Source organism: Burkholderia sp. FERM BP-3421, from assembly GCF_028657905.1.
Taxonomy (GTDB): domain Bacteria; phylum Pseudomonadota; class Gammaproteobacteria; order Burkholderiales; family Burkholderiaceae; genus Burkholderia.
In genome coordinates, this window is sequence record NZ_CP117782.1 from 3464452 (window position 1) to 3489812 (window position 25361).

At 68.8% G+C, this 25361-nt stretch carries 18 protein-coding genes and 1 pseudogene; 9 read left to right on the forward strand and 10 right to left on the reverse strand.

Features of this window, described 5'->3' with window-relative positions; translation table 11 throughout:
• Positions 1-64 precede the first annotated feature (64 nt).
• From Bsp3421_RS31840 to tssA, 6 genes are all read left to right on the forward strand, one after another.
• On the forward strand, positions 65-568 hold the full coding sequence (locus Bsp3421_RS31840; RefSeq protein ID WP_274000901.1) for an Hcp family type VI secretion system effector: 504 nt from the start codon (positions 65-67) through the stop codon (positions 566-568).
• A 57-nt stretch (positions 569-625) separates the two neighbouring features.
• Positions 626-1108, forward strand: coding sequence for a type VI secretion system baseplate subunit TssE (gene tssE / locus Bsp3421_RS31845; RefSeq protein ID WP_252985184.1), 483 nt, complete (start codon positions 626-628; stop codon positions 1106-1108).
• An 84-nt stretch (positions 1109-1192) separates the two neighbouring features.
• Positions 1193-3031, forward strand: a complete 1839-nt coding sequence (gene tssF / locus Bsp3421_RS31850; protein ID WP_274000903.1) for a type VI secretion system baseplate subunit TssF — start codon at positions 1193-1195, stop codon at positions 3029-3031.
• Complete coding sequence (gene tssG, locus Bsp3421_RS31855) at positions 2995-4101, forward strand: type VI secretion system baseplate subunit TssG (RefSeq protein WP_274000905.1); 1107 nt, start codon at positions 2995-2997, stop codon at positions 4099-4101. Before tssF ends, tssG begins: the two co-directional genes overlap by 37 nt.
• A gap of 33 nt (positions 4102-4134) precedes the next feature.
• Complete coding sequence (gene tssH, locus Bsp3421_RS31860) at positions 4135-6798, forward strand: type VI secretion system ATPase TssH (protein WP_274000907.1); 2664 nt, start codon at positions 4135-4137, stop codon at positions 6796-6798.
• Positions 6799-6875: 77 nt separating this feature from the next.
• Entirely contained in the window at positions 6876-8009 is a 1134-nt protein-coding gene (tssA, locus tag Bsp3421_RS31865; RefSeq protein WP_274000909.1) for a type VI secretion system protein TssA, read from the forward strand.
• A 41-nt stretch (positions 8010-8050) separates the two neighbouring features.
• Here the strand turns inward: tssA and Bsp3421_RS31870 are convergent, their stop codons facing one another.
• From Bsp3421_RS31870 to Bsp3421_RS31885, 4 genes are all read right to left on the reverse strand, one after another.
• Positions 8051-8998 carry an OmpA family protein gene (locus tag Bsp3421_RS31870; RefSeq protein WP_274000911.1) on the reverse strand — a complete coding sequence of 316 codons (948 nt, stop codon included), beginning with the start codon at positions 8996-8998 and terminating at the stop codon, positions 8051-8053.
• A 4-nt stretch (positions 8999-9002) separates the two neighbouring features.
• Complete coding sequence (gene tagF, locus Bsp3421_RS31875; protein ID WP_274000913.1) at positions 9003-9992, reverse strand: type VI secretion system-associated protein TagF; 990 nt, start codon at positions 9990-9992, stop codon at positions 9003-9005.
• Positions 9989-13837, reverse strand: coding sequence for a type VI secretion system membrane subunit TssM (tssM, locus tag Bsp3421_RS31880; protein ID WP_274000914.1), 3849 nt, complete (start codon positions 13835-13837; stop codon positions 9989-9991). Before tssM ends, tagF begins: the two co-directional genes overlap by 4 nt.
• Before the next feature lie 292 nt (positions 13838-14129).
• Positions 14130-14978, reverse strand: a complete 849-nt coding sequence (locus Bsp3421_RS31885; RefSeq protein WP_274000916.1) for a M15 family metallopeptidase — start codon at positions 14976-14978, stop codon at positions 14130-14132.
• 123 nt (positions 14979-15101) lie between these two features.
• On the opposite strand from Bsp3421_RS31885, the gene Bsp3421_RS31890 reads away from it, so the two are divergent.
• Positions 15102-16040 carry a phage tail protein gene (locus Bsp3421_RS31890; RefSeq protein ID WP_274000917.1) on the forward strand — a complete coding sequence of 313 codons (939 nt, stop codon included), beginning with the start codon at positions 15102-15104 and terminating at the stop codon, positions 16038-16040.
• 103 nt (positions 16041-16143) lie between these two features.
• Here Bsp3421_RS31890 and Bsp3421_RS31895 read toward each other — a convergent pair whose 3' ends face one another.
• From Bsp3421_RS31895 to Bsp3421_RS31910, 4 genes are all read right to left on the reverse strand, one after another.
• Positions 16144-17589: a TolC family protein gene (locus Bsp3421_RS31895; protein ID WP_274000919.1), complete on the reverse strand. Its 1446-nt coding sequence runs from the start codon at positions 17587-17589 to the stop codon at positions 16144-16146.
• Positions 17586-19832 (reverse strand): peptidase domain-containing ABC transporter, encoded by a 2247-nt coding sequence (locus Bsp3421_RS31900; protein ID WP_274000920.1) that lies wholly within the window; start codon positions 19830-19832, stop codon positions 17586-17588. Before Bsp3421_RS31900 ends, Bsp3421_RS31895 begins: the two co-directional genes overlap by 4 nt.
• 13 nt (positions 19833-19845) lie before the next feature.
• Entirely contained in the window at positions 19846-21108 is a 1263-nt protein-coding gene (locus Bsp3421_RS31905; protein WP_274000921.1) for an HlyD family secretion protein, read from the reverse strand.
• A 150-nt stretch (positions 21109-21258) separates the two neighbouring features.
• Positions 21259-21483 (reverse strand): hypothetical protein, encoded by a 225-nt coding sequence (locus Bsp3421_RS31910; RefSeq protein WP_274000922.1) that lies wholly within the window; start codon positions 21481-21483, stop codon positions 21259-21261.
• A 528-nt stretch (positions 21484-22011) separates the two neighbouring features.
• Here Bsp3421_RS31910 and Bsp3421_RS31915 point away from each other — a divergent pair.
• Positions 22012-23058, forward strand: a complete 1047-nt coding sequence (locus Bsp3421_RS31915; protein WP_274000923.1) for a transporter — start codon at positions 22012-22014, stop codon at positions 23056-23058.
• A gap of 3 nt (positions 23059-23061) precedes the next feature.
• On the opposite strand, the pseudogene Bsp3421_RS31920 reads toward Bsp3421_RS31915, so the two are convergent.
• Positions 23062-23211: pseudogene (locus tag Bsp3421_RS31920) on the reverse strand (DUF1427 family protein); the annotation flags it as partial.
• Between the two features lie 23 nt (positions 23212-23234).
• Positions 23235-24212, reverse strand: a complete 978-nt coding sequence (locus Bsp3421_RS31925; protein ID WP_274000924.1) for a quinone oxidoreductase family protein — start codon at positions 24210-24212, stop codon at positions 23235-23237.
• Positions 24213-24339: 127 nt separating this feature from the next.
• Between Bsp3421_RS31925 and Bsp3421_RS31930 the strand changes: the two genes are divergently transcribed.
• The gene (locus Bsp3421_RS31930) at positions 24340-25260 is read left to right on the forward strand and encodes a LysR family transcriptional regulator (protein WP_274000926.1); all 921 of its coding nucleotides are present in this window, start codon (positions 24340-24342) and stop codon (positions 25258-25260) included.
• The last annotated feature ends 101 nt before the right edge of the window (positions 25261-25361 follow it).

Consider the following 25361-nt stretch of genomic DNA (forward strand, 5'->3'; position numbering starts at 1 on the left):
AAATCGCCCGGGCGGGCCGCCCGGGTAGGAAGTTAAAACCACCTCTTTGGGGAGTCGACGCGTCATGTTAGACATCTATCTGAAATTCGGGAACCCGGCCATCCAGGGTGAATCGCAGGACAAGGATCACGCCAACTGGGTCGAAGTGAAATCGTGGGATCACTCGATCGTGCAGCCGCGTTCGGCGACGTCGTCGACCTCGGGCGGCCACACGTCGGAGCGCTGCGAGCACGGCGACATGGTCTTCACGAAGGAAATCGACAAGGTCAGCCCGCTGCTGTACCAGCACGCATCGGGCGGCACCACGTTCGACGAGGTCTCGATCGACTTCATGCGCTCGGACGGCGAAGGCCAGCGCGTCAAGTACCTCGAGATCAAGCTGAAGTACGTGATCATCTCCAGCGTGACGCCGAGCGTGCAGAAGGAAGGCCTGCCGGTCGAGCAGTTCTCGCTGAAGTACGCCGCGGTCCAGTGGAAGCAGACCCAGCAGAAGATCGGCGGCAACCAGGGCGGCAACACCCAGGGCGCCTGGAGCCTGACGAAGAACGACAAGACCTACGCGGTCTAAGCGTTCGACGGAAACGGGGCACGGCGTGCCCCGTTTCCGTTTTGCGTCCTGCCTCCGATGAAACGCTTCGAGCCGAGTTTTCTCGACAAGCTGTTCGACGACGAACCGCATCTGCCGGCCTCTCCGGCCATGCGGCAGTTGTCGCTGGAAGAACTGAAGAACACCGTCGCCCGCGACGTCGAGGCGATCCTCAATACGCGGATCGCGCTGACCGAGCAGGATCTGGCGACGCTGCCGGAGTGCCAGCGCTCGGTGCTGACCTACGGGCTCAACGACTTCGCGGGGCTCAGCCTCGCGAGCCACTACGACCGGACCTTCATCTGCAAGTCGATCCAGCAGGCGATCGCGCGGCACGAGCCGCGGCTGCAGCAGGTCGCGGTCACGTTTGAACTGAACGAGCAGTCGACCAACGCGTTGTATTTCGCGATCCAGGCGCTCCTCGTCGTGCACCCGGCGGAAGAACCGGTGAACTTCGACGCGATGCTGCAGCCGTCGACGCTGCAATATTCGGTGACGCGCACGCGCGCCGCCAAGGTATAGACCAGCCTGCCGCGGCACGCGCCGGGCGCCGCGCGGCGCCCTTCGGCCGGTCGGCAGTGAAGTGTGAGGTTTCGGGGATCATCGATGGAAGAGCTGCTGCCGTACTACGAACGCGAATTATCGTTTTTGCGGCGCTATTCGCACGATTTCGCGAATCGATACCCGAAGATCGCCGCGCGCCTCGCGCTGTCCGGCGAGCACTGCGAGGATCCGCACGTCGAGCGCATGATCGAGTCGTTCGCGCTCCTGGGCGCGCGCATCAACAAGAAGCTCGACGACGACTACCCCGAATTCACCGAGGCGCTGCTCGAAGTCCTCTATCCGCACTATCTGCGGCCGTTCCCGTCGTGCTCGATCGCGCAGTTCGCGCCGTCCGCGACGCTCGCGCAGCAGACCGAGCCGTTCGTCGTCGCGCGCGGCACCGAGCTGAAGAGCCGCGCGATCCGCGGCGTGCAATGCCAGTTCCGCACCGCCTACGACGTGACGCTCGCGCCGATCCGCATCAGCGAGGCGCGCTACGCGTCGATCGCGACCGCGCCGAGCGCGACCGTGCTGCCCGGCAACGCCACCGGCGTGATCTCGATCACCTTCGAGTCGACCGCGCCGCAGCTCGATCTCGCGGCGCTGAAGGTCGGGCGGCTGCGCGCGCACCTGCACGGCGAGCAGTCGTTCGTCGCCGCGCTGTCGGACTGCCTGTTCGCCAATGCGCTCGCGACCTATGTCGAGGCCGAGCGCAACGGCCAGTGGCGCGCGGTGCGCCAGACGCCGTTCGAGCAGGCGGGCTTCGACGAGGCCGACGCGCTGATCGACTATCCGGCCAAGTCGCATCCCGCCTACCGGCTGCTGACCGAGTATTTCGCGTTTCCCGACAAGTTCGACTTCGTCGACTTCGATCTCGCCGCGCTCGCGCGCCAGGCGGGTCGCTGCCACCGGCTGACGCTGCACGTGGTGCTCAAGGAGGTGCGCGGCGACTCGCACGTGGCGCGGCTGCTCGACATGCTGTCGGCGCATCACTTCCGGCTGTTCTGCACGCCGGTCGTCAACCTGTTCAAGCAGCACGGCGAGCCGATCCGGATCAACCATCAGGCGGTGTCCTACCCGGTGATCGCCGAATCGCGGCGCGCCTTCGCCTACGAGGTGTATTCGATCGACTCGGTGCACCTGGTGCGGCAGACCGCGCATGAGGAAGCGGTGATCGAGTTCCGGCCGTTCTACTCGCTGCATCACGGCGAGGCGGCGCGCGCCGGCCACTACTGGTTCGCGCGGCGCAACGACTGGGTCGCGCAGAAGAGCCCCGGCTACGAGACCGAGATCTCGATCGTCGACATCGATTTCGAGCCGGCCGCGCCGCAGACCGACACCCTGAGCCTCGACCTCACGTGCACCAACCGCGACCTGCCGGCGGGGCTCGCGACGGGCCTCGAAGGCGGCGACCTGTTCCTCGACGGCGGCGCGCAGACGGGCGCGATCTCGATGCTGCGCCGGCCGACGCCGAGCGTGCGCTTCGAGCGGGGCCGCTCGGTGCACTGGCGGCTGATCTCGCATCTCGCGCTCAATCACGTCTCGCTCGCCGACCACGGGCTCGCCGCGCTCAAGGAAATGCTCACGCTCTACGACCTGCGGCGCACCGCGGTGTCGATCCGCCATATCGACGGGATCGTCGGCATCGAGCAGAAGGGCGCCGTGCAGTGGCTGCCGGGCAAGCCGTTCGCGACCTTCGTGCGCGGCATCGAGGTGCGCGTGACGGTCGACGAGGAGCATTTCGTCGGCACGAGCCTCGCCTCGTTCGTGCGGGTCATCGACACGTTCTTCGGCCTCTACGTGCACCTGAACAGCTTTGTCCAACTGATCGTCGTGTCGAAGCGCACCGGCGAGGAGATCATCCGATGCAAACCACGCAGCGGCGAATCGATCCTGGCGTAGTCGAGCGGCTGCTCGACGAACCGCACCGCTTCGAGTTCTTCCAGGCGGTGCGGCTGCTCGAGACCTGGTTCGGGCGGCGCGCCTCCGACGTGCGCTACGCGGCGCGGCCGGGCGAGATCGTCGCGCGGCGCATCGGCTTTCGCAACACGATCTCGCTCAGCTTCCCGCCGAGCGAGCTCGAGCGCGCGCGTTCGTTCGACGCGGCGGGCGCGCTGCTCAAGCGCGACGGCGACGGCGCGGCCGGGGAGGCCGAGACCGTACACGAGGTCGAGCGGGTCGAACTGACGCCGGCGTTCTTCGGGCTCCTGGGCGGACAGGGCGCGCTGCCGCTGCACTACACCGAGCAGATCATCGCGCGCGAGCAGATCAAGCGCGACCACGCGGCGCGCGAATTCTTCGACGTGTTCTCGAACCGCGCGACCGCGCTGTTCTACGCGGCGTGGAAGAAGTACCGGCTGCCGCTCCACTACGAGCTGGACCGCGACGAGCGCTACCTGCCGCTGCTGCTGTCGCTCGCGGGCGTGTCGAACGCCGACGCGCGCAGCAGCGTGCAGGAGGGCCCGGGCGCGCTGATCGACGAGGCGATCGCGGGCTATGCGCTGGCCGCGCGGCACCGGCCGGTGTCGGCCGCCTACCTGCAGCGCACCCTGTCCGAGTATTTCCGCGTGCCGATCCGCGTCGAGCAGTTCGTCGGCAAGTGGTACGACGTGCCGCCCGACCAACTGACCGTGATCGGCAACGTCAACGCGACGCTGGGCGCGACGGCGCTGGTCGGCGAGCGGGTCTGGCAGCGCGACATGCGCGCTCGGCTCGTGGTCGGGCCGCTGTCGAAGCGCGACTACGAGGCGTTCCTGCCCGGCGAGGAGCGCGCGGTCGCGCTCGAACGGATGCTGACGCTGCTGGCCGGCGTGACGCTCGAATACGAGGTGTCGCTCGTGCTCAAGCACAGCGAGGTCGGCGCGAGCGTGCTGAGCGGCGGCGCGCGGCTCGGCTGGGACGCGTTCCTGTGCACGCGCGCGGCGGTGCGCGACCGCGCCGACGCGCGCTACGAACTGCATGTCATTCACTGATAACAACGATCGAACCTGAGTGGACCGTATCCCATGAGCACGCCTCTGAAGACCCTGATTGCGAAACTGAATCCGATTTCCCGGAAGGCGACGGAGCGCGCGGCGAGCCTGTGCTTTTCACGCGGTCAGTTCGAGGTCGATCTCGAACACCTGTTCGTCGCGCTGCTCGACGAGGCGACGGGCGACCTGCCGCTCGTGCTGCGCGCGAGCGGCGTCGATCCGCACGCGCTGCGCGCCGACCTGGAGCGCGAGCTTGAAAAGCTGAAGACCGGCAACACGCGCACGCCGGTGTTCTCGGCGCATCTGGCCGGCTTGTTCGAACAGGCGTGGCTGATCGCGTCGCTCGATTCGCAGATCGGCCGGATCCGCTCGGGGCACCTGCTGCTCGCGCTGCTGACCGGGCCGGACCTCGCGCAGTTCGCCCAGCGCATGTCGCTGCAGTTCGCGCGGGTGCGCGTGACCGATCTCAAGCACAAGTTCGACGAACTGACGGCCGGCTCGGTCGAGGCGGAGCCGCGGCAGGGCGAGGCCGATGCGGCGGTGCCCGACGGCAGCGACGCCGGCGCGGCGGCCGGCCCGTCGAAGACGCCGGCGCTCGACACCTACACGACCGACCTCACGCAGCGCGCCCGCGAAGGCCGCATCGATCCGGTGATCGGCCGCGAGGCGGAGATCCGCCAGGCCATCGACATCCTGATGCGACGGCGCCAGAACAACCCGATCATGACCGGCGAGGCCGGGGTCGGCAAGACCGCGGTGGTCGAGGGGCTCGCGCTGCGGATCGCCGCGGACGACGTGCCGCCGCCGCTGCGCGGCGTCGCGCTGCGCGCGCTCGACATGGGCCTCCTGCAGGCCGGCGCGAGCGTGAAGGGCGAATTCGAGAACCGGCTGAAGAGCGTGATCGAGGAGGTCAAGCAAAGCCCGCACCCGATCATCCTGTTCATCGACGAGGCGCACACGATCATCGGCGCGGGCGGCCAGGCCGGCCAGAACGACGCGGCGAACCTGCTCAAGCCCGCGCTCGCGCGCGGCGAGCTGCGCACGATCGCGGCGACCACCTGGAGCGAATACAAGAAGTACTTCGAGAAGGACGCGGCGCTCGCGCGGCGCTTCCAGGTCGTGAAGGTCGAGGAGCCGTCCGAGCCGCTCGCGGCGGCGATGCTGCGCGGCATGGCGGGGCTGATGGAACGCCACTTCAACGTGCGGATCCTCGACGACGCGATCACCGAGGCGGTGCGCCTGTCACACCGCTACATCAGCGGCCGGCAGCTGCCGGACAAGGCGATCAGCGTGCTCGACACCGCCTGCGCGAAGGTCGCGCTCGCGCACAGCGCGACGCCCGCCGCGATCGACGACACCCGCAAGCGCATCGAGCGGATCGAGGTCGAGCTGACCGCGCTCGAACGCGAGGCGGCGGCCGGCGCGCATCATGACGCGCGGCTCGCCGAACTGCGTGCCGAGCGCGACGCGGACCTCGACGCGCTGCGCGCGGACGAGGCGCGCTACGCGGCGGAGCGCGCGCAGGTCGAGGAGATCGGCGCGCTGCGCGCGATGCTCGACGCGGCGCGCGAGCCGTCGGCCGAGGGCGGCCGGATCGACGCTGAGGCGACGCGCGCCCAGCTGGAGTCACGCGTGGCCGCGTTGCGCGAATTGCAGGGCGCGCAGCCGATGGTGCCGCTGCAGGTGGATGCGCAGGTGGTGGCCGAGATCGTCGCGTCGTGGACCGGGATTCCGCTCGGCCGCATGGTGAAGGACGAGATCCAGACCGTGCTGAACCTGCAGGGGCTGCTCGCCGCGCGCGTGATCGGCCAGGATCATGCGCTGGAGGCGATCATGCAGCGCGTGCGCACCGCGAGCGCGAGCCTGGAGGATCCGAACAAGCCGCGCGGCGTGTTCATGTTCGTCGGACCGTCGGGCGTCGGCAAGACCGAAACCGCGCTCGCGCTCGCCGACATCCTGTACGGCGGCGAACGCAAGCTCGTCACGATCAACATGAGCGAGTACCAGGAGGCGCACAGCGTGTCGGGGCTGAAGGGTTCGCCGCCGGGCTACGTCGGCTACGGCGAGGGCGGCGTGCTGACCGAGGCCGTGCGCCGCAATCCGTATTCGGTGGTGCTGCTCGACGAGGTCGAGAAGGCGCACCCGGACGTGCTGGAGATGTTCTTCCAGGTGTTCGACAAGGGCGCGATGGACGACGCCGAGGGGCGCGAGATCGACTTCCGCAACACGCTGATCATCCTGACCTCGAACGTCGGTTCGTCCGCGGTGATGCAGGCGTGCCTGAACAAGACGCCGGAGGAGCTGCCCGATGCGGACGCGCTCGCCGAGACGCTGCGCCCGCAGCTGTACAAGACCTTCAAGCCCGCGTTCCTCGGCCGCATGAAGGTGGTGCCGTACTACCCGATCTCCGACGACGTGCTGGCGGAGATCATCGAACTGAAGCTGGAGCGCATCCGCCGGCGCATCGAGACGAACCACCAGGCGGTGTTCGAATGGGACGAATCGCTGGTCGAGGCGGTGCTCGCGCGCTGCACCGAGGTCGATTCGGGCGCGCGCAACGTCGACCACATCCTGAACGGCACGCTGCTGCCGGAGATCGCCGGGCACGTGCTCGGCCGGATCGCCGACGGCGCGGCGCTGGCGCGCATCGCGGTGCGCGCGGACGACGCGGGCGCGTTCGAGTACACGGTCGAATGACGCCGCGGCGCCCGCGCGACAGGCGGGCGCCGCGCTTACACGGATTCACGCTGTCATGAATTGCTGAGCCTCACACCATGCCGATCAAGCTTTCCGAACTGCTGGCGCCTGTCAGCGACACCTCGCCGTGCGGCGACGATCTCCTGTTCTCGTCGGAATTCGACGCGATCCAGCACGCGCGCAAGTTCGACGATCCGTCGCTCGATCAGGGCGAGTGGATCACCGAGATCAAGGAGGCCGACTGGGGCTTCGTCGTCGATCATGCGGCCGAGCTGTTGCGCGGCCAGACCAAGGACCTGCGGCTCGCCGTGTGGCTCACCGAGGCGCTCGCGCTGGAGGAGGGCGTCACGGGGCTCACGCAGGGCTACGCGCTGCTGACGGGGCTGTGCCGTCAATACTGGGAGCAGGTGCATCCGCTGCCCGAGGGCGACGACGCCGAATACCGGCTCGGCAACGTCGCGTGGCTCGCGACGCGCACGGCCGAGCTGCTGCGCGCGGTGCCGCTGACGGAGGGCGCGTCGAGCGCCTACAGCGCGCTCGACTGGGAGATCGCGCAGCACGTCGCGCAGGCGGTCAAGCGCGATCCCGAGCACGCGGACGACATCGCGCGCGGCAAGCCCGCGGTCGAGCAGATCGAGGCGTCGAAGCGGATGACGCCGGTGGCGTTCTACGCGACGCTGCTCGGCAACCTGAGTGCGTTCGAGGTGGAGCTGAACGCGCTCGAACAGGAACTCGACCAGCGCGCCGGCGATGCCGCGCCGAGCTTCCGGCAGGCGCGCGATGCGTTCCGCGGCGTGTACCTGCTGGCCGAGCGCTTCGCGCGCGAGCAAGGCCTGTCGACCGATGCGCCGAAGGCCGCGCCGGCGCCCGATGCGCCGCCGGCGGTGGGGCGCGCGGAACCGTCGTTCAAGACCCCGCTTCAATTGGAGGAAGCCGTGCCGACCTCAACTGTCGCCGCCCGTCCGGTCACGCCGGCGCCCATCGTGATCGCGGGGATCCAGAACCGCGCGCAGGCCGTCGAGCAATTGCGCTCGGTCGCGCGCTACTTCCGTGCGACCGAGCCGCACAGCCCGGTCGCGTATCTGGCGGACAAGGCGGCGGAGTGGGCCGACATGCCGCTGCACCAGTGGCTGGCCTCGGTCGTCAAGGATGACGGCTCGCTCGCGCACCTGCGCGAATTGCTCGGCGTGAAGTCCGACGAGGGCAACTGAGCGCGCGGAGCACCCGGCCGGACTTGCCGCGCGCCGGACGCTTACTGCCCCGCCCGGAACTCGATCCGGCGGTTGCGCGCGCGCCCGTCGTTGCTGTCGTTCGATGCGATCGGCTGATCCGGCCCGACGCCCGTCGTGCTCAGCTGCTGCGACGCGATCCCCTTCGTGATCAGGTACCCCTTCACCGCATCGGCGCGCGCCTGGCTCAGCGCGATGTTCGAGGTCCGGTTCCCCGAGTTGTCGGTGTGGCCGATGATCTCGACGGTGCGGTTCGTCATCTTGCCGAGCGCGCCCGCCATCTGGTCGAGGATCTGCTTGCCCTGCGGCGTGAGGGTCGCGCTGCCGGTCTCGAACTCGATGGTGCGGTTCGCGAGCGTCTGGTCGAGCAGGCCCTGCTCGGACGCGCTCACGCGCAGCCCGTTGCGGATCGTGTAGGTCGGGTTCAGCGCGTTCGCCATGTCGCTAGCGAGCTGCTGGCGCTGCGCCTCGTTGTGCACCTCGCCCTTCACGTCGATCTGCGTGCCGTCGATCTTCAGCTGCCCCTTGCTGATCTGCTTCAGTTGCGGGCCGATCAGCTTCTGCACGTTCGTCGTCCAGTTCGGCGGCGTCGCGACGTCGCCGACCTCGATCTGGTCGACCACGTTCGCCGCGCCGTAGGTGTCGCGCAGCCGCTGCAGCACGGCGGCCTTGGTCGCCTCGTCGGGCACCTTGCCGCCCACCACCACCTGGCCCGGCGTCGCGTTCGCGGGCGCGGGCGTCGAGACCACCGCGCCCTGTCCGGCGCTGCCCGCGAGCGCGGGCGCGCCGGCCTGCGACGGCGGCGCGAGCACGGTCGTCTTCACCGTGATGCCGCTGTTGTCGACCGGCGTGACGGTCGCGGGCCCGAGATTGTCGGCGTGCGCGACGCCGGCGCAGAGGCCGCCGGCGAGGAGCGCGAGCGGCAGCGCACGCAGCGCGGCAAAGCGGAACGGGAGGCGCTTCTTCGTCATGGCGTCAGGCTCCGATGAACGCTTCGTGGAAGGTGTCGATGCCCACGCGGAGCGACAGTTGCGGCTGTTCGAGGTAGCTGACGAGCTTGCTGATCCCATGGTCATTCTGTGCATGTCCGTCGATCCACTCGGGATCGTCGATGTCGATGTTGTGTTCGGCGTAAGTCTGCGGATCGACCACGCTGTGCAGGGTGCGCGCGGATGCGCCGTTGAAGCCGATGATCAGCCGTTCGCGCTCGGCGATCGTGCCGATGAAGATCGCGAGTTCGAAATCGGCGCGCGACACGAACGGCGCGACGAGTTCGAGCCAGAACGCGGCCACCAGGCTGCGGTAGAACGGATCGACCGGCAGCGGCAGCGTGAGGCCGCGCTCGATGTGCGAGGAGCCGCTTTGCATGACCGGCCGCAGCAGCGAGCCGAGCGCGAGCATCGCGCCGCGCAGCCGCACCGGGTGGCCGCTCGCGAGCAGCATCTGTTCGAGGCCGGCCAGGGTCTGGTGCTCGACGAAGTCGTTGAAGGTGCCGTCGTGCGCGCTGCCCGGGCCGCCCGTGTCGATCGGCACCTGGGTGTCGCCGAGCGCCTGCAGCGCGCCCGGCGGCTCGTCCTTGCCGAGCAGCCCCTGCATCTGCGCGGCCGCGCGCGACCACAGCCGCGCGAACGCGAGCGGGCTGCGCGCGAGGAACGGCAGCGGCCGGTCGACCTCGAGCGCGGTCGCGGCGAGGAACGGGAAGCGCCGGTTCGACGCGTCGTGGCTCGCGACCATGTGGCCCGCGACCGCGAGCTTGCTGCGTGAGCCGAGGAACGCGAAATGCATCGGCTTCGCGCCCTCGTAGACGATCTTCCAGCGCGGATCGTCGGCGAGCAGCTCCATCGCGCGCGCGATCCACTGATCGAGCGTCTGCAGCAGCTGCGGGTTGTGCGGGCTCTTCACGAAGTCGCCGCGCGACGGGATCTTGCCGAAGTAGGCGATCTGGGCCTGGACCGTTTGCGTCATTGCGCCCCCTGTGCGTTCGATGCGGCCGCCGCGGTCACGGCGGCCGGTGCGGCGCCGGACGCGCCGACGGGTGACGGCGCCGCGTTGACGGCGTTGCCCGCGCTCACGTCGGCGACCGACGACGGCAGGCGCATGCCGCGCAGGCTCTGCTGCTGCGGGGCGTCGCCGCTGCTCGCGGTGGGCTGCGAGGTGCTGATGATGCGCATCGTCACCGACAGGGTCACGTTGCCCTGCGTCCAGGTCAGGTCGAAGGTGCCGTCCGGCCGGCGCTTGCGCTGCGCGGAGTTGATCAGCTTCTCGAGACCGTAGCGGCCCGGCTCGTTGACGATCTGCAGCGTGCGGCCGTCGAAGGTGGTCGCCGTCAGCGTCGCGCCCGCCGAGCCCTGCGGGTTTGGCCACACGAAGTTGGTCCACTGCGGCGGCGTGTTGCGGTAGCGCAGCTGCTGGCCGTCGATCGCGATCGTGTACTCGGTCGTGCCGCTGCTCGGCTGCGGCAGGATCTGGAACACGGTCTGCGGCTCGGACGAACCGCCCGCGCTCGCGGCGGCGGCGCCGCCCGCGAGCGGCGCGACCCAGCGCGAGAAGCCGCTCGTGAAGTCCGGCGTCAGCGCGAGCCCCATGTCGCCCCAGGTGCGCGCGGACAGCGAGTCGCCGCGGCGCACCGCGAGCGGCCCGAGCGTCGTGCCGACGAACTTCGCGATCGAGCCGTCCGGCCCGAACACCTGCGCGATCTCGCCCGCGCCGGCCTCGACCTTCGCGCCCGGCGCGAACGGATACTTGTTCGCGAGCGAGCCCTGGAACTGTTGGTAGACCTGCGCGTTCCACACCTTGTTGACCTCGACGCTGGCCGGCTGGATCACCACCGCGAAGGCCTGCATCAGCGGCCGCACGAGCAGCGGCCGCAGCGACTTGCGTTGCGAATCGGTGAGGCCCGTCAGCATCTGCTCGTCGACGAACTTGAGCGAATCCGCGAGTTCCGAGCCGCTGCCGTCGAGCGTCTGCTGCATCAGCTGACGCGCGCCCGGCCCCGGATCGCCCTGGTTCTTGATCACGTTGAAGCGGGTGCGGACCTTCGACAGCGTGTCCATGTAGCCGGCGAGCATCGAGGTGCCGTCATGGGTCGCGACGATCCGGCCCAGGCCGATGAATTCCTGCCCGATCGGGCCCATCGGCGTGTCGGCGGGATTGCCGTTGATGTCGACGTTGGCCGCGAGCTGGCCGCCCGGCTGGCGCGTGAACCACTGCTTGACCCAGTTGACCATGCCCGTCTGCGCTTTCTTGAGCGTCACGTTCGCGAGCGACGGGTTGTCCCACGAGGTCTGGTCGTAGGCGGTTTCGAGCACCTTGCGGATCGGCGAGTCCTGCGGGTCGCCGAGCTTGTTCATGCCGTCGACGGCCTGCCCGAAGCTGCCGAAGCCCTGCACCGCGATGCCCTGCATGAACTTCTGCCAGTGCTGCGCGTACTCGTTCTTGTACATCGCCACCAGGGTCTTCTGGATCTGCTCGGGGCTGCCTTCGAGCGTCAGGTCGTCCTGGGTCGCGGTGTTCAGCACCCAGTCCTTCGCCTGCAGCTCCTTGGTCGCGGCGTCGCGGATCGCGGGCTGCACGTACTGGAACCACGCGTCGCGCGTGAAGGTGCCCGGAATCGCGTAGCTGCCGGCGATCAGGTTGGTGTTGCCCTCGCCGACGATGCGCGCGATCGTCATCGGCGCGAAGCGGGTCGACGCGCGCGCCTTGATCTCCTCATACACGCGCTGGCGCGCCGGCATGCCGCGCACCACGCGGCGCAGGTTCTCGCGGGTCTGGTCGACCAGCGCGAGGTTCGAGTCGATCATCGGCCAGTCGTTGTCGGACACCCGCGACAGGTAGAAGGTGATCATCCGCTCCGCGCTCTTGATCATCTCGTCGCGCGGCATGTTGCCCCGGTTGGTTTCGAGCCAGCCGCGCCAGAAGCGCGCGATCTGGTCGGTCAGATGGGCCTGCTCGACGTGGCGCTTGTCGGACAGCATCAGGTAGGTCTTGAGCGCGTTGTACGCGTCCTCGACGTTGGTCGGCGAGGCGTCGTTGTACAGGCCGCCCTGCGCGTTCGGCGCGGGAACCTTGTCGGACACCGGCACCGCGCCCGATTCGGGCGCGCGCGTCATCGGCGCGAGCTGGTCGGGATGCGCGTTGACGTCCTTGAGGAACGAGGCGAGATTGCCCGCGACCGGCGCGAGCAGGATCTGGCGCACGCCGTTGTAGTACTCGGTCAGCAGGTGCTGTTCGAGACGGTCGCCCTGGTAGAGGCCGAGCGACACCGACAGCGGCTTGTCGCGGCGGAACTGCTCGAGCTGCTCGATGCGGTCTTCGAGGATGTCCATGGCCTGCAGGCGCGACTGCAGGTCGTTGCGGTTCTGCTGGAGGCGCGTCACGTTGTCGAGATCGGCCTGCACGTTGGTGACGAGCTGCTGGTTGCCGATCGTCGACCAGGTCCAGCCGCCGAGCGCGAGCGCGAGCACGGCGACGAAGCCGAAGAAGGTCGCGTAGCGCATCCGGGTCTTGGTCGGGCTCGCGAACTGGCGGACCGTCTGGCGGTCCGCGAAGATCACCTTCGAGAACAGGTCGCGCAGGAAGAAACCGTTTTTCGAGAACGCGCTGGCCGGCTTCGGCAGGCTCGAGGCGTCCAGCCCGAAGCGCGACGCGATGCGCTGCGCGGCCGCGCTGTTGGTTTCGCCCTCCTGCAGCGCGCTGGTGAAGTAGAAGCCGCGGAAGATCGGCTTGTACTGAAACGGATTGTTCTCGAACAGCGTCGCGAGGAACGCGCGCAGCGCGGGCTTGATGGTCGAGAATTCGAGCGGGAAGCTCAGCTGGCCCGGCGACAGCGGCTGGCCGCGATGGATCGACAGCTGCGCGACGCTGATTTCCTTGAGGCCGTCGTACAGTTCCTCGAAACGCTCGTCGAACTGCGCGACGACGTCGCGCTTCTCGTCCGGCTCATAGGGCAGGGTCGCGCCCCACACGCGGTCGTATTCCTGGCGGTCGCTGCTGCTGAAGAACTCGGTGAAGCCGGTGATCAGGTCGGCCTTCGTGAACATCACGTAGACCGGGGCGAACACTTCGAGCTTCTCGGTCAGCTCCTGCACGCGCTGGCGCAGGTTTTTCGCGAGGTTGATGGCGAATTCGGGGCGGTTGCCGGTGAGTTCGGCGATGCTGGCGGTGACGATGATGCCGTTGATCGGCGCCTTCGGACGGTAGCGCTTGAGCAGCCCGAGGAAGCCGAGCCACTCGGTGCGGTCTTCCTCGTGCACCGAGTAGCGGCCCGCCGTGTCGAGCAGGATCCCCTCGGTGGTGAAGAACCAGTCGCAGTTGCGGGTGCCGCCGATGCCGTGGATCACCGCGCTGTTCTTGTCCGCGAACGGGAATTGCAGCCCGGAGTTGATCACCGCGCTGCTCTTGCCGGCGGCCGGATTGCCGATCACGATGTACCACGGCAGTTCGTAGAGCGCCGACCCGCCGGAGACCTGGCCGATCTTCGAGGTCTTGATGGTCTTCACCGTATCGACGAGCCGGGTGCGCAGCGTGTCGAGTTCGGCCTGCTTCGCGGGCTCGGCGGCCGGGGTCGACTTGCCGACCTCGGCCTGCTGTTCGAGCATGTCGCCGAGCTTGCGGTTCGCGCTGCGCACCCGCAGGCGGCGCACGAGCCGGACCAGTAGCCACAGCGCGAGCACGGCGGCGAGCACGACGGCCGGCCACACGTAGGCGATCTGCAGCACGTCGGCGGCGATGAACAGGACAGCCGCGAGCGCGAGGATGCCGACGATCGAGAGCGAGCGTGGATGTGTCAACACGTTGAGGAAGCGTTGCATAGGACGTTCAGGTTCCGGTGCGATTCAATGGGGTGGGGCGCGCATGCGCCGCGCGCGGCGGGTGGGCGCGCGCATCGTTCCGCGTGACGGGGGGCGTCGGGGTCACGCGGTCGGCGATGCAAAACAGCGGGAAGCGGGCCGGGCGGCCGCGCGGGGCGCAGCGCGATGGCCGGAAGCGGGCAGGCCGCGGACGCGGCGCGCGCGGTGCTTGCGATGACCGGTGCAGGTCGCGCCTGCCGCCGGTGGATTGTTCAATTGCCCCATACCGCCCTCATTATTTCTTGCTCGTCCGTTATTGCGGATTCGGACGTCCCAGTTTGAAACCGGGTTTATGGTATTCGACGTGACCGAGATCCATCAATTTCCATCGGCCGCCCCAGGTCAGGCCCACCTGTTCGGCGACCTGACCATATAACTGATAGCCTCGCATGGCCCAGGGATCTTTTTCCGAGATGACCAGCTTGCCGTCGCGCAAAAACGCGTTGTCGGCCGCCAGTCCGTATTGATGGTAACTCTGGAACGCTGCCGCATTGGTGACGCCGCCCATTTGCGCGAGCCGATTTTGCCGTTCGGGGCTGCGATAACCTTCGAGCAGCGCCATTTCATAGCCGTATTGTTCGTGCATTATTTTATAGACGAGCAGCAGACGGGTTCTGAAATCGGCATCCAGCAGGTTCCAGTCGCGGCTCGCGTCTTTCAACGCGGGCCTGACTTGTTCGACTTCGCGCGTGGCGAACACTTCGGGCGGCAACGGCAGCGGCGGCACCAGCTGCTCGCCTTTCAGCAGCGCCGCGATTTTCTCGTCGGGCACGCGCGCGGTGTCGTCGTACTGGAACATTTGCCGGCCCCGCAATGCGATGGCCACCAATGGAGGCGTCGCAAGAATACCTGCCGAGATCATAATCAGCAAGCGCCGCCGAATCAGTAAATTTTGCAAATTGCTCAATGTCGATTGAGACAATTTTGCCGATCGGCTGATTTGGCTGCGGGTGCGCGTGGCGCGATCGAAGGCGCGCCGGCTTAATTTGCCGTGAAACTGGGCGACCGAATCGAATACCGTCGCCCGTACGGCCGGTAATAGCAACAATGCCGCGGCGAGGACCGCGAGCGCGAAATAGGCAACCAGAACGACGGCAATCAAAGAAATCCCCGGAATATGGAATCGATTGTAATTTGCAATGCTTACTCTTAGAATCAGGCCTGCTCCGAGAAGGCCGGGACATATTATTGCGTCGAATTAAACCAGGATTCAATGAGACACTGAATGAGCGCGCCGGAAGATTCCAATTCGAAAGCTCCGCCGAGCCTGCTTTCGGGCGCCCGTCCTGAAAGCGGCGCGAACCACTCGCGTATTCTCGCGAATCTGGAGGGCCGTGTCTCGCCCTCGACCGACGCCGCCGCCCCCCGTTCGCGCAAAACCCCGCTCGCCTTGCTCGCGCTCCTCGTGGTCGCGATCGGCGGCTGGGGCGTGTGGCGCGTGCAACAGCATGCGGGCAGCGGCGCCGAGATAGCGGCCGGCGCGTCGGCAAGCGTGGTGGCGAAGGCGGCCAGCAGTGTCGCGGCGAGCGCGCCGGCGGTCGCGCAAGCGGCCTCCGCGCCGCAGGCCGCGACGATCGTCAACGACGACAGCATCGCGAGCGACGTGAGGGCGGCTGCGCCGGCGTCCGCCGCGGCGGGCGACCGCTTGTCGCGCGCGCTCGCGAACGGCGCATCCGATGTGTCGCCGTCCGAGACGGCGGCAGTCGCGGGCGCGGCGGCGACGACGGCGGCGGCCGCCGCCAAGGCCGCGCATCCGACGAAGAGCGCGCAGGCCAAGCCCGAGGCGAAGCCGGCGAAGGAAACCAAGGCCGAGCTGGCGGCGCGCAAGCGCCACGAGAAGGCCCAGCAGGCGGAACTCGCGCAGGCGAAGAAGGCGCGTCAGGCCGCCGGCCGGAATGCGAACGGCAAGGACGATCCCGATGCCGATCTGCTGGCCGCGCTGGTCGCGCGGACCAAGCCCGCCGATCCGAAGACGAACGCCGCCGCCAAGGCCAATGCCGCGAAGGTCAGCACGGCCGCCGCCGATACGCCGCTCGCCGCGAAGGTGAAAGACTGTAGCCAACGCGGCTTCTTCGAAGACCAGCTGTGCCGCTGGCGCGTGTGCGACGGGCATTGGGGCAAGGATCCCGCGTGCCCGACGGCGGCGTCGCCGAAGCAACCCTGAGGCTGCGCCGGCCCGGGGGCGGCGACGCGCCCTGCCGCTGTCACGATGAGGCTGGCCTCGCCTCGCTGCGTTCCTCCGCGCGCCCGCCTGCCGGGCGCGCCCTTCACTGCACCGACCACAAGCCCAGATTGCCCAGGCTCGCCGCGAGCCGCAGCCGCGAGGTGCGCCACTTCGAGACCGCGAGCACGCGTTGCTTGCGCGCGTCGGCGAGCGCGGCCTGCGTATCCTGTAGTTCGGTGAAGGTGCCGACGCCGGCCTTGTAGCGGCCCCGGGCGATGTCGAGCGCGCGCTGCGCGTCGGCGAGCAGCGCGTGTGAGTTGTCGAGGTTCGCGGTGTCGGTCTGCACGCTCTGGTAGCTTTTCCACACCTCGAGTGAGACCTGCAGCTCGGTGTTGCGCAGTTCGGCCTCGCGCGCGTCGGCCTGCGCCTGGGCCTGTGCGACTCGATAACCGGATGCGAAGCCTTCGAACAAGGGGATCGTGACCTGCACGCCGATCGTGCTGCCGCGGCTCGCCGTGATCGGGACGGATTGCGGCTGCTGCTGATAGGACGGGTTGTTCTGCGAGAGGCTGCCGACCAGCGAGATGGTGGGGCGGCCCTGCGCGCGCACCACGTCGACGTTCTCGCGTGCCGCCTGCAGCTTCGCGCGCGCGGCGACGAGTTTCGGTTGTCGCGCCTTCGCCTCGTCGAGCAACTGATCGACGCCTTGTGCGAAGGCATCGTGCTCCGCGAGCGGCGGCGCGGGCGCGACGCGCAGCGGCGTGTTCGCGTCGAGCCCCATCGCGACGGCGAGCGCGCCGTCCGCGCCGTGCGCGTCGCCCTCGGCGCTCACGCGATCGAGCAGCGCGCGGCGATAGGCGGTCTGCGCCTGCAGCTGATCGCTCAGCGTGCCTGCGCCGGCATCGTGCTTCGCGCGGGCTTCCGCGAGACTCTCGCCGGCGATCCGTTCGGTCTGGCGCGCGGCGTCGAGCGCGGCCTGCGCGTCGCGCACCGCGTAGTAGGCCTGCGCCGCATTGAAGAACACGGTCTGCAGGGCGTCGTCCTGCGCCGCGTTGGCGGCCTCGAGCAGCTGGCGCGCCTGGCGCAGCCCGGCGCTGCGCTTGCCGAAATCGAACAGCACCCAGCTCAGGTTCAGCATGCCGTACTTGCTCGACGAATTTTGCGAATTGCGGATCGAGCCCAGGCCGATTTTCGAGTAGTCGTAGGTGGTCGACAGTGTGTCGCGCTCGTAGCCGCCGGTCGCATTGATCGTCGGCAGGAACGCGGCCTCGCTGACGCCGACGGCCGCGGCCTGCGCGCGCGCGTTCGCCCAGGCGAGGCGCGCCTGCGGGTTCGCGCAGACGGCCTGGAGAATCGCATCCTCGAGTTCGAGCGGGCGGTCGGCGACCTCGGCGACGCACGAGGCGTTCTTCAGCAGCGGCGCGGCGGGCGTGTCGGACACGAGCCGCTGGGTGCGATAGGCGTCGAGCCATTGCGCATGGGCCGCCGGTGAACCCAGCAGCGCGAGCGCCGCGCAGGCGGCGAGGGTAAGCGGCCGTATCGGTTTCATCGTTCCGTCGCGGCCTGTGGTTCGGTGGGCGCGCTCGCGGCGGCGTTCGATGCAGCGGCACCCGATGCAGCGGCACCGGCAGCGTCTCGGCCCGAGGCACCGTCCGCCTGTCCCGCGCCGAGCGGGGAAGTCGGCTGGTCGAGCGCGATCTTGCCGCCGTTCAGCAGGATCACGCGCGACGCCGACGCGATCGTCTCCGGCCGGTGCGCGACGATCAGGCGCGTCATGTTGAGCGACGCGACCGCCGCGTTCACCTGCTGCTCGCGCTGCACGTCGAGGTGGCTGGTGGCTTCGTCGAGCACCAGGATCCTGGGCCGCTTGTACAACGCGCGCGCGAGCAGCACGCGCTGCTTCTGACCGCCCGACAGCACCGTGCCCATGTCGCCGACCAGCGTGTTGTAGCCCATCGGCATCGCGACGATGTCCGCGTGCACCGCCGCGCGCTGCGCGCACTCGGCGACCCAGCGCGGGTCGGCCTGCGGATCGAAGAAGCTGATGTTGTCGGCGATCGAGCCGGCGAACAGCACGTCGTCCTGCAGCACGGTGCCGACCAGCGTGCGCAGCCGCTCGATGCCGAGCCGCTCCACCTCGACGCCGCCGATCCGCACGCAGCCGCCCGTCGGCGCGAGCAGGCCGAGCAGCACGTTGATCAGCGTGGTCTTGCCGCAGCCGGACGGCCCGACGATCGCGACCGATTCGCCGGGCGAGATCGACAGCGACACGCCGTCGAGCACGAGCGGCTCGCCGTCGGCGTAGCGGAACGCGAGCTGGTCGGTCTCGATGCTCGCGACCAGCTCGTCGGCCTCGCCCGGCACGTGGCGCAGGCTCGCGTCGGGTTCGGACTGCGCGAACACGATGTCGGCGAGCCGCTCGCCCTGCAATTGCAGCATCTTCACCTCGAAGTACTTGTCGATCAGGCTGCCGACGCGGCTGTCGAACTGCATGCGGTACGCGTTGAACGCCATCAGCACGCCGACCGTGAACTGGCCGTCCATCACGAGCCGCGCGCCGAGCCAGATGATCGCGATGCCTTCGAGGCCGAACAGCAGCCCGTTCAGTTGCTGATACAGCAATTGCAGCTTCTGCACATGGAGGCCCGCGTTGACCTGTTCGACGAACAGCGTGAGCCAGCTCGCGCGCCGCTCCTGCTGACGGTTGAACAGCTTGATGGTCTTCACGCCGCGCACGGTTTCGAGGAAGTGGCTCTGCTGCTTCGCGGCGTGGACGATCTGCTCCTCGGTCGCGCGCCGCAGCGGCCGGTACCAGAGCCAGCGCAGCAGCGCGTAGAGCAGCATCGCGCCGAGCGCGACGAGCGCGAGCTTCCAGCTGTAGAGGAACATCATGCCGAGCGTGACGATCGTCATCAGGCCGTCGATCACGGCGCTCAGGAACGAGGTGGTGAGGGTCTGCTGGATCGTGTCGACCGCGCCGAAGCGCGACACGACGTCACCGAGGTGGCGGCGCTCGAAGTATTGCACCGGCAGGCTCAACAGATGCGTGAAGACATTGGCGCGCCACTGCACGTTGAGCGTCGTGCCGAGATACATGAGCGCCCAGCCGCGGATCGCGTTGGTGGCCTGCTGCATCACCATCAGGAGTGCGAAGCCGAGGCCGAGCACGGTCAGCAGGTCGCGATCGGCGCTGACGATCACCTCGTCGATCACCCATTGCAGGAAGAACGGCGAGGCGAGCGCGAACACTTCGAGCGCGAGCGCCAGCAGCAGGATCTGCCCGAGCGAGCGCGAGAGCCCGGCGACCGGGCCGAGCAGCGCGCGCAGTTTGACGGCGGGCGCGCGCTCGCGCGGCTCGAAGCCGCCGACCGGCCACAGTTCGAGCGCGACGCCGGTGAACGCGCGCGAGACTTCGGCGAGCGTGAGCTTGCGGATGCCCTGGGCCGGATCGTGGATCGTCACGGTCTGGCCGTTCACCGCGCGCAGCACGACGAAGTGATTGAAGTTCCAGTGCAGCACGCAGGGCAGGCGCAATTGCGCGAGGTGATCGAGATCGAGCTTGAGCGCGCGGGTGCCGAGTTCGAGGCGCTGGGCGACCTCGATCACGCGCCCGAGTCCGGCGCCCTTGAGCGAGACCGGAAAGCGGCCGCGCAGCGTGGCGAGATCGACATGATGGCCGTGGAAGCCGGCGACCATCGCGAGGCAGGCGAGGCCGCATTCCGCGGCTTCGGTCTGCAGGATCATCGGCAGCGGGTTGCCGATGCCGAAGGAAAGCCGGTTGAGAAGGGACATGGGCGGGCGCGGGTCAGAGTTTGCCGGTGAGGCTGTAGAGCGGTTCGAGCACCCACTCGTACAGGCGGCGGCGTTCCTGCAGGATGTCGGCCTGCAGGGCCATGCCGGCCTGCAAGGGCTGCGGCTTGCCGTAGGCGGTGACGGACTGCGACCGCAGTGCGACGGTGACGCGGTAGTAGGTGCCGTCGCCGCTCGCGGGGCCGCCGCTCGACGCGAGGTCGGCCGTCGACAGCGCGGTGCGCGCGATCGAGGTGACGGTGGCCGCGTACTGGCCGAATTTCTGGTACGGGTAGGCCTGGTAGCGGATCAGCACGGGCGCGCCGACGTGGATGAAGCCGACCGCGGCGCTCGGCACGAACAGGTAGGCCTGCCAGTGCGAGCTCGCCGGCACGATACTGGCAAGCGGGTGAGCCGTGTCGACCATCTGGCCGGGTTCGGCGATCACGGCGGTGGCGGTGCCGGTCTCGGGTGCGGTGATCACGAGCTCGCGGCGGGCCTCGCTCTCGATCAGGCTCTGGTCGACTTCGCTGACGTTGCGGCCGAGCTGGGCGAGCTGGTTCTGCTGCTTGAGGGCGAGGCCGTCGAGATCGCTGAGCGCCTGGGTGAGCTGCTGCGTCGTGCCGGCCCGATCGCGCTGCAGGCCGTGCAGCTTCGATTGCTGGTCGAGCAGGTCGGCCTCGCGCTGTTGGGCCTGGTCCTTGGAGATGTAGTCCTTGGCGAGCAGGCCGGCGTAGCGCGCGGCCGCATCGGCCGCGAGCGAGGTGCGCGTGCGCTGGGCGGCGAGCTGGTCGTCGATGCCGGCGAGTTCGGCGCGCAGGCTCGTGATCTTGGCCTGCAGGGTATCGCGCTCGTCGCCCTGCAACTGGCGGGTCTTGGCCATTTCCTGCTGGAGCGAGGACTTGCGCTGGCGGGCCTGATCGATGATGGCGGCCTGGGTGTCGCCGGCGGCGGCGCTCTGCAGGTCGGTGGAGATCGCATAGAGCGGCTGGCCGCGCGTGACGGCGCGGCCCTCGGTCACGTACTTGCGCAGCACGATGCCCGGCTGCTGGGTGTAGAGCTTGACGAGCCCGGTGTCGGGCGTGAGCACGCCTTCGACCGTGGTGCGGCGCGTATAGGCGCCGAACGCGAAGAACAGGATCACGACGAGGGCCATGCTGACGGCCGCGAGCGTCAGGAAACGGAGCGAGACGGGGCGGATCAGGACGATCTCGCCGAGCGTGCGGGTGCGCTGCGCGTCTTGCGCGGCTTCGCGGAACAGGGGCGTGGGCGAGGTCACGGACGGGAGCGGTCGAATGGGGCGGCGTGCTTGGCGATGCGCCGCAAAAGCGACCCGGCATGCACGGCCGGAACCGTGCATGCCGGGCGGGCCGGCGACCGCCGCGAAGCGGCCGCCGGTCGTCGCGCGGGAGACGCTGTGCGCGAAAGCTTACTTCTTGATGCCGAACAGGCTGCCGATCAGGCCCAGCAGGGTGTTGCCCGTGGTGACCGCGACCGTCGTCACCGCTTCGCCCGCCTTGTACGCGGCCAGGCCGACGTTGACCAGGCCCTGGGCATATGATTCGATCAGATTGCCCGCCGTATCGAAAATGGTGCCGCCGTCATAGTGACCGCCCGAAACCAGCGCAACTTCCTGTTGGTTGAGTTCTTGCATGGATCTTCTCCAATAAATGCCAGATGGCCCATCTGGCAGGGTACCGATCTGCCGTGCCTTGTTTGCACTGTGCAAATCAATTCTCTTTAATATTTCGCGATCCTATATTTTCAACCGCGCCCTCATCAGGATTCATGCTCGAACATCGATTCAGAGGGGAATTGAAGGATGGGCGGGGCTGTTTTCCAGGTCGTGCTCGAGACGGCGGTTTTGTCCGATGAAAATTAACAAAGCTTGCGTGAGGTGAAAGTGCGGTAGCGTACTCAGCGTTCAGATTGCTAATTCGAGATAAAGCAGGATCTCGAAATAAGCGTCGTCGAGAATGTTCATTTAGCGGTGCGTAATTAAAAGTCGGTGTGATCCATTACGTCGCGAGGCGTGAGGAACGCGGAATGCCGTCGCTTGTGGGAAAGGCCGGCGCGGCGTCGGGCGAGACGGAATGGAGCCGGATACGCGTCCTGACATCGCCGCGACACACGACTGTGGCATTGGCTACGGATCCGAAATGCTGAGCAGGCGAACACCGCAATGAAACCCGAGTTGATCGTGCAAACCTATGGCGCCGACCTGTCCGGCATGGTGTGCGGCTTCCTGTTCGCGCCCGACGCCGCGGGCGAGCCGGTCGACGCCGGGCAGGTGGTCGAGTGGCTCGCGCGGCAGCCCGACGCGCCGGCGCGCGACGACGGCCGGCGCCCGTTCCTGTGGCTGCACTTCAATCTCGCGCATGGGGCGAGCGAGCGCTGGATGCGCGCGCACCTCGATTTGCCGGAGACGTTCTTCGAATTCCTGCGCGAAGGCTCGCATTCCACCCGGATCGAGCAGCAGGACGGCGCGCTGCGAGCCGTGGTCAACGACGTGATGTTCAATTTCGATCCGACGCCGGCCGAGATCTCGACGCTCTGGGCGTATGCGCACCGGCACCTGCTGGTCAGCGCGCGCCTGAAGCCGCTGCGCTCCGTCGACACGCTGCGCGCCTGCGTGCGGCAAGGCGAGCGCTTCCGCTCGCCCGCCGGGCTGCTGATCCATCTGCTGCGCGATCAGGCGGACCTGATGGTGGAGATCGTGCGGCGCACGAGCGTCGAGATCGACCAGATCGAGGATCGCTTCCTGTCGCAGCGGCCGACCGCGAACCGGATGGAGCTGGGCACGATGCGCCGCACGCTGACGCGCCTGCAACGCATGCTCGCGCCGGAGCCGGGCGCGATCTTCCGGCTGCTCGCGAAGCCGCCGGCGTGGCTCCTGCCCGACGACGTGCAGGCGCTGCGCGAATCGACCGAGGAATTTTCGCGCGTGCTGGCCGATCTCGCGGGGCTGGTCGAGCGGATCAAGCTGCTGCAGGAAGAGATCAGCGCGCGGCTCGCGGAGCAGAACAACCGCACGCTGTTCACGCTGACGCTCGTGACCGTGATCGCGCTGCCGATCAACATCGTCGCCGGTTTCTTCGGCATGAACGTGGGCGGCGTGCCGTTCTCGGAGAACAAGCACGGCTTCTGGATGATGGTGCTGCTGGTGGCGGGCTTCACCGCGCTGGCCGCGTGGTGGGCGTTCCGCCGCAACCGGGGCGGCGACCGCTGACTAGCGCAGCAGCGCGATCGCGCGCTCGCCGAGCACCATGCCGAGCAGGCCGACCAGTGCGACGAGCGGCGGCGCGGGCGAACGCACGTGCAGCAGCGCGTACAGCACGCCGACGCCGAGTCCGACGACGAGCGAAACCAGGTAATCGGTCATGGCCATCTCCTTCGTTGCGAGGCTCAGGGCTTGAGCAGGACACGTTCGCGCGCGCCCGCGAGCACCGCGCGGTATGCATCGTGCGCGCGTTCGAGCGGATACGTGTGATCGGCCGTGATCGGGAAGGCGCGCAGCGTGCCGCCCTCGAAGCCGGGCGCGAGCGCATCGAGGATCCGCGCGCTCGCGGCGCCGTCGAGCGCGAGCGAATCGACGCCGACGTAGGTGTGCTGGCCGCGATAGAACGCGAAGATGTCGAACGGCACGCTGCGTTCGAGCGTCGAGATGAAGATCTGGCGCGCGCCGATCGCCATCGCCGCGTTCGCCGCCGCGAAGTAGGGACTGCCGACGGTGTTGTAGACGAGATCCGCGCCGCGGCCGCCCGTGGCGTCGCGCACCGCGGCGGCGACGTCGCCCGCCGAGGCGTCGATCACGGGCACCGGCCCCGTCGCGTGGCCGCGATACGCGCCCGGACCGCGCTCGACGCCGATCACGGTCGCGCCGCGCGCGCTCGCCAGCTGGATCGCCGCCTGGCCGACCTTGCCGTTCGCGCCGAACACGAGCACCACCTCGCCCTCGGCCGGCAACCCGGCGCGGCGCAGGCCTTCGTAGGCGGTGATGAACGGCACGCCGACGCCGGCCGCCTCGTCGAGCGTCAGGCGCGCGGGCTTGCGGCGCACCTTGGCGGCGTCGAGCGCGAGCAGCGCGGCGTGCGAGCCGTCGCGGCGGATCCCCAGCTCGCCGCCCGAGCCCCACACCGGCGCGCCGATCCAGTCGGCGGGGCCCACGCGCACGATGCCGGACCAGTCGCGGCCCGGCGTGCGCGGCCAGATCGCGTGCGGCATGTGGCCGAGCGCGGCCTTCACGTCGCTCGGGTTCACGCCGGCCGCGTGGATTTCGATGAGCAGGTCGCCCGCGGCCGGGGTGGGCGCGTCGACCTCCCGGACGGCGGCGTCGAGCGCGTCGATGTCGGGGGCGGCGGTGTCAAGGCGGATGCTGCGCATGGCGGGCTCCTGGTGGAAGGCCGCCTCGGGCGGCCGGAGAAAAGGGATGAGGGCAGTGTAGGCAGGCGCGGTTGACGCGGAAAGATGCAAAGGCGCATGATGGTTTTGCATTCAACGCAAAGCCATCATGGACGATCTCCTGTCTCCCCATCTCTCGGTCTTCGTCGACGTGGTCGACCAGCAAGGCTTCTCGGCGGTGGCGCGGCGGCTTGGCGTGGCCGCGTCGTCGGTCACGCGCCGCATCGATCACCTGGAGGCGCAGCTCGGGCTGCCGCTCCTGCACCGGACCACGCACGCGGTGAAGCCGACCGAGGCCGGCCAGTTGCTGTACGAGCGGGCCAAGGGCCTGCTCGCGGAGATCCGCGGCCTGCAGGAGGACCTGCACAGCCGGCACAGCGAGCCGGGCGGGCTCTTGCGCGTCGATTGTCCGGCGCCGTTCGGCCGGCTCCACCTGATGCCGGCCGTCGCGGCGTTCATGCGGCGTCATCCGGCGCTCGACGTGGAGCTGCTGCTGACGGACAGCATGGTCGATCCGCACGGCGAGCGGCTCGGCGCCGAGGTCGATCTCGCGCTGCGGATCGGCCCGCTGGAGGACACGCGGCTGGTCGCGACGGTGCTCGCGCCGCAGCGGCGGGTGCTGTGCGCGAGCCCCGCCTATCTCGAGCGGTGCGGCGCACCCGCGTCGCTCGACGCGCTGGCGGAGCACGACTGCCTCGCCTGGGTCGGCGCGCCGCCGCCGGGCGCGTGGCGGTTCGGCGAGCGCCGGCTGCCGCCGGCGCGGCCGAGGTTCCGCAGCAATCATTCGGAGGCCTTGCTGGCGGCGGCGCTCGACGGGCTCGGCATCGCGCATCTGCCGACCTGGCTCGCGGGCGACGCGCTGCGCGCGGGAACCTTGCAGCGGGTGCTGCCGGCGCTCGGCGCGATCGAGGAGCGCGCGACGATCCACCTGCTGCGCCAGCAGGCGCGCGGCAGCGCGCGCACGCTGCGGCTCATCGAGTTCCTCAAGGCGTGGTTCGCGCCGCCGCCGTGGGAGCGCGAAGCGGGCTGAGCGCGGCGCGCGGGCGAAAAAAAACGGACCTCGCTGACGAGGTCCGTTGGTTGGGGCGGCCGGCCGCGCGGGGCGGCCGGTGTCGCGCGCGCCGTGCGACG